Origin of the sequence: Hydrocoleum sp. CS-953, assembly GCF_002260545.1 — a bacterium.
In the GTDB taxonomy this organism is placed as follows: Bacteria; Cyanobacteriota; Cyanobacteriia; order Cyanobacteriales; family Microcoleaceae; genus Trichodesmium.
Genome location: NZ_LGSU01000799.1, coordinates 1 through 4,733, shown reverse-complemented (window position 1 = coordinate 4,733; position 4,733 = coordinate 1). Strand labels below are relative to the sequence as shown.

General features: G+C 32.9%; 5 protein-coding genes. All 5 read left to right on the top strand.

The features are described 5' to 3' along the window. The first annotated feature begins 121 nt into the window (after nt 1-121). Complete coding sequence (gene msrP / locus AFK68_RS09970) at nt 122-1,108, top strand: protein-methionine-sulfoxide reductase catalytic subunit MsrP (protein WP_094672573.1); 987 nt, start codon at nt 122-124, stop codon at nt 1,106-1,108. Nucleotides 1,109-1,286: 178 nt separating this feature from the next. Beyond that, nucleotides 1,287-1,481, top strand: a complete 195-nt coding sequence (locus tag AFK68_RS09965) for a heavy-metal-associated domain-containing protein (protein WP_094672572.1) — start codon at nt 1,287-1,289, stop codon at nt 1,479-1,481. A gap of 569 nt (nt 1,482-2,050) precedes the next feature. Further along, nucleotides 2,051-3,295: a glycosyltransferase family protein gene (locus AFK68_RS09960; protein ID WP_210407331.1), complete on the top strand. Its 1,245-nt coding sequence runs from the start codon at nt 2,051-2,053 to the stop codon at nt 3,293-3,295. Between the two features lie 354 nt (nt 3,296-3,649). Then, on the top strand, nt 3,650-4,231 hold the full coding sequence (locus AFK68_RS09955; RefSeq protein ID WP_094672570.1) for a hypothetical protein: 582 nt from the start codon (nt 3,650-3,652) through the stop codon (nt 4,229-4,231). Between the two features lie 39 nt (nt 4,232-4,270). Beyond that, nucleotides 4,271-4,666, top strand: coding sequence for a glycosyltransferase (locus AFK68_RS09950; protein WP_210407330.1), 396 nt, complete (start codon nt 4,271-4,273; stop codon nt 4,664-4,666). Nucleotides 4,667-4,733 lie beyond the last annotated feature (67 nt).

Sequence of the window (4,733 nt, the reverse complement as noted above, 5' to 3'; positions counted from 1 at the left end):
TAATTCTGCATTCTAAATTCTAAATTCTAAATTCTTGAATTACTTTTTTATTGTAAACTAGATAAAAAATTCAGAATTTTTTGATATTTCAGTTTAACCTCATAGTAACTAACAATTAATCATGCCACTAATCCGGATCAAAAAGTCTTGGGAAATTCCTGAAAAAGAAATTACTCCAGAAAAGGTTTATTTAAACCGCCGTCGGTTTATGAAAAATTTAATTGGTGCTGGTTTGAGTGCTACTGCTTTATCTACTCTGACAAGTTGTGGTGGGAACTCAAAAACATCTTTAATTTCTGGAGCAGCAACTTTACCAACTATTGGCAAATTTACACCTAATTCCAATTTTGCTAAAGTTGATCGACCAATAACTGACGAAGCTTTAGCGACAAAATATAACAATTTCTATGAATTTGGCGGTACTAAATCTATTTGGGAAAATGCTCAAAATTTACCTACTGAAAATTGGAAAGTTGAAGTTACAGGTTTAGTCAAAAATTCTCGTATTTATGACATAGATGAACTACAAAAAAAGTTTCCTCTAGAAGAAAGAGTATATCGGTTTCGGTGTGTTGAAGCATGGGCAATGGTGGTACCTTGGATTGGTTTTCCTATGAAGTTATTAATGGCAGATGTGGAGCCAACATCAAAAGCTAAATATGTTCGTTTTACATCTTTTTACGATTCAGAAATTACTAAAGGTCCTGGTTTTTGGGCTAATGGTTATCCTTGGCCTTATACTGAAGGTTTAAGAATAGATGAAATGGCTAATGAATTAGCTTTTTTTGCTATGGGAATGTATGGTAAGTCATTACCAAAACAAAATGGAGCGCCTTTGAGAGAAGTTATTCCTTGGAAGTATGGTTTTAAGGGAGCAAAATCAATAGTAAAAATTGAGTTTGTAGAAAAAAGACCTGCAACTTTTTGGAATACTTTGATACCTAATGAATATGGTTTTGAAGCCAATGTTAATCCTGAAGTTCCCCATCCTCGATGGTCACAAGCAAATGAAAGGGTATTAAGTGAAGGTGCGAGTTGGTCTTGGGAAAAACGTCCGACTTTACTTTACAATGGTTATGGAGAATATGTTGCTAGTCTTTATAGTTAAAGTTGAATAAAAAAAGGGAATTAGAATTAGGAAAAAGCCAAAGTTGAGAAACTCAGTTTGTGGCAAAGCGGAGGAAAAAAATCGGCTTGGTAAAATCCAATTATTAATCCTAATTCCAGAAATTGATAACTACTGCTATACTGATTAAAAATTTCTAGTAAGCTTACTAATTTTTAATATGACAATGCAATTAAAAGTTCCATCTATTGCTTGTGGTGGATGTGCAGATACTATTACTAAAGCAATCAAAAATCTTGAGTCTGAAGCTGATGTCCAAGTGGATGTGGAGCAAAAGATAGTTACAGTAGAAGCTAAAGCATCTGAAGAGTCCATTAAGAAAGTAATTACTAATTCTGGACATACGGTTGAATAAAAAAAATTTGCTCTAATTTCAACAAATAACCTAGAGGACTTGACTTGGATAGACCTCTAGGTTATTTTTTACAAAAGTTGAGAACTACCAGGAGAAATATAGTTTACAGGGGTTTTCATTTGGGTAGATTTCAGGAACAATGTGTGAAATGTCCCTACTGTGTTTTAGCTAGATATTGTCAATATAATTATTGCTCTGCTAATTAATCTGTAAGGATGACAGATAAAGGTTTGAGCCTTTTTATGGCCTTGAAAAAGTGCCTGGTTTTCAGTTGAAAACGCTCAAAAAGTTAGGATAAAAGGCAGAAAAGTACAGAAAAATCAAGGGAAAATTATTCCTTCTACTTTATTCCTTCTACTTTCTCTGTATCCCCACACCTCCTAAACTTCCCATACTTCCCACCCTCCCCACTTCAGCAAACCCTAATTAGTGTCCTTAGGTAAGTGCTGCGATCAAAAAATATTTTTGGAGGAAGGTTCCATAGAACTTTTCCCGTTGTTAACTATTGTCTATTATTTATTAAGTATTTAACCTTTAACCAAAAAATGAGGTAAGTCTCGATGAAGATAATGGTTTATTCCCATGATACTTATGGTTTGGGAAACCTATGTAGAATGCTAACAATTTGCCGATACTTACTAGAGGCAATTCCTCAACTATCAATATTGCTTATATGTAGTTCGCCAGTAGTGCATAGTTTTCGGATACCAAAGGGACTTGATTACATTAAGCTTCCATGTATTGGTAGAAATGAGTATGGTGAACTCGCAGTTAAATATCTGGGAACTGAAACAGAAGAAACTTTTAAACTGCGTTCTGAGTTAATTAAAATAACAACAATAAATTTCAAACCAGATGTTATTTTAGTAGATAAAAAACCTTATGGTTTGCAAGAAGAGTTGAGAGATACTCTAGAGTATATTAAAAATTCTGATTACTATCCTAAAGTAGTGCTATTGCTCAGAGATATACTCGATACTCCTGAAAAAACAATCGCAGAATGGAAAAAAAAGGGATACTATAAAGGAATTGAGTTATTTTACGACCAAGTTTGGGTAGTTGGTATGCAGGAAGTTTTTGACATTACCAAAGAATATAAATTTCCTGCTAAAATTTCAGAAAAAGTCAAGCATTGCGGTTACATTCGTCGTAGAGCAGAACGAAAAAATAATGACGAAATACGGCAAGAATTAAATATTAATTATGACGAACAATTTGTGTTAGTAACTCCAGGGGGTGGTGCCGATGGTTATTATTTGATTTACAACTATATTTCAGGATTATATTATTTAGCAAAACAAGATAAAATTACGAGTTTAATTATTTGTGGTCCTGAAATGCCACAGGAAAAGCAACAAGAACTCTATGAAAAAGCAAGACAGTATTCTAATGTGAAAATTATCGAGTTTACCGATGAATTAACAAGCTATATTAATGCTGCGGATACTATTGTTTCTATGGGTGGATATAATACAGTTTGTGAAATTTTATCCTTGGAAAAACCAGCAGTTATTGTGCCGAGAACTAAGCCAGTTAAAGAACAGTTTATTCGTGCTGAATCTATGGATAAAGTAGGTTTACTCAAGGCAATCCATCCCGACTTATTAAATCCAGAAAATTTGATGGCAGCAGTTCTAGAAAAACTTAATAATACTGCTAAAAATCAACCTAAATTCTTTAACTTAGATTTGGACGCATTACCCCGAATTGTTGACTTGACTTACAAGTTACTTTACAGAGAAACATCTACTAATTACAGCTACATTGCTTATAATTATCCTGATGCACAACCATTAGTAGCAAGTCAAAAATAGGTCTTTTTTTTCGATAATTTATCCGGAACTTTAGCCAATAATTACCTGTCAAGTAAATTACAGCAAATATCAAAAAATGGAGGTATTAATTTAATGAAAAAAGTAATGTTTTACTGCCAACACCTTCTAGGTATCGGGCATCTAATTATAAGCATGAAAATTGTCAAAAGTTTGGAAAGAAAATTCCATGTTTGTTTTATCAATGGTGGTGAAGTAATAAAATAATTCCCTATCCCAAACAGCGTGGAAATGGTAAATATTCCTGAGATTAAAACCGATCCATAATTTGAGAAACTTTTGATTCCTGATGAGTTTTAAACTGTAGAATAAGTGCTAGAAGCCAGGAAAAATTAGTTGCTGGAAATATTGGATGGATTACAACCTGATATCCTGATAATTGAGTTATTTCCTTTTGGCAGAAGAAGGTTTTCTCCAGAATTAATTCCTGTGATAAAACAAGCAAATAAAATAGGAACAAAAGTAGTAAGTAGTTTGCGAGATATTGTAGTACCTAAACAAAATCAGGCACGCCATGAAGAAAAAGTTTGTAAATTAATCAATAAATACTTTGATATGTTATTGGTTCATAGCGACCCAAATTTTATTCGGTTAGAAGAGACTTTTTCTCGTGTCAATGACTTAAATTGTCAGGTGCATTATACAGGATATGTTGCTCAAAAAGTTCCTAGAGTTGATTGTGAAACTAGGACTAAAATTCAAGAGAAAAAACCATTAATTTTAGTTAGTGTTGGTGGTGGTAGATTCGGACATGAACTGCTAGAATGTATAGTTAAAACTGCTCCTATTTTAAAAGAAAGTTTACCTCATCAGATTCAAATGTTTACCGAAAAATTAAGGTTTAAAGCATCTCCTTTCAGGGACAAAAAAAGTTCCTCTGAACCAATCCTCTTCTTTTTAAGAAGAGGTAATTATTAATTATTAATTATTGAACAGACCTTTTGTTCCTCAAGAAGTTTGGAAAAACTGCAAGATTTAGGAACAGGTAAAACTAATATTAATATTCAACGTTATACACCCCACTTACTGAATTATATGGAGAATTCCGAACTATCAATTAGTATGTCAGGGTATAACACAACCATGAATATATTAATGACTGGTGTTCGAGCAATGATGATGGCTTTTACAGGAAATGGAGACCAAGAACAAACTATGCGGGTACGGAAATTGGAACAAATGGGAATTGTTAAAATTACTCATCCCGAAGATTTAGTACCAGAAAAATTTCCCGAACAAATTATCAATTATCTGCAATATGAAGCTACTGTTAGTAAATTCGATTTTAATGATGTAGAAAAAACAGCATTCTATCTGGAAAGCTTGTGTCAGAAAATAGAATCAGTTGTTTAATTAGTTAATAGTATAGCAATCCTAAATAGGTTTTTATTAATGGATAATAATTACCTCTGGTTCAAAC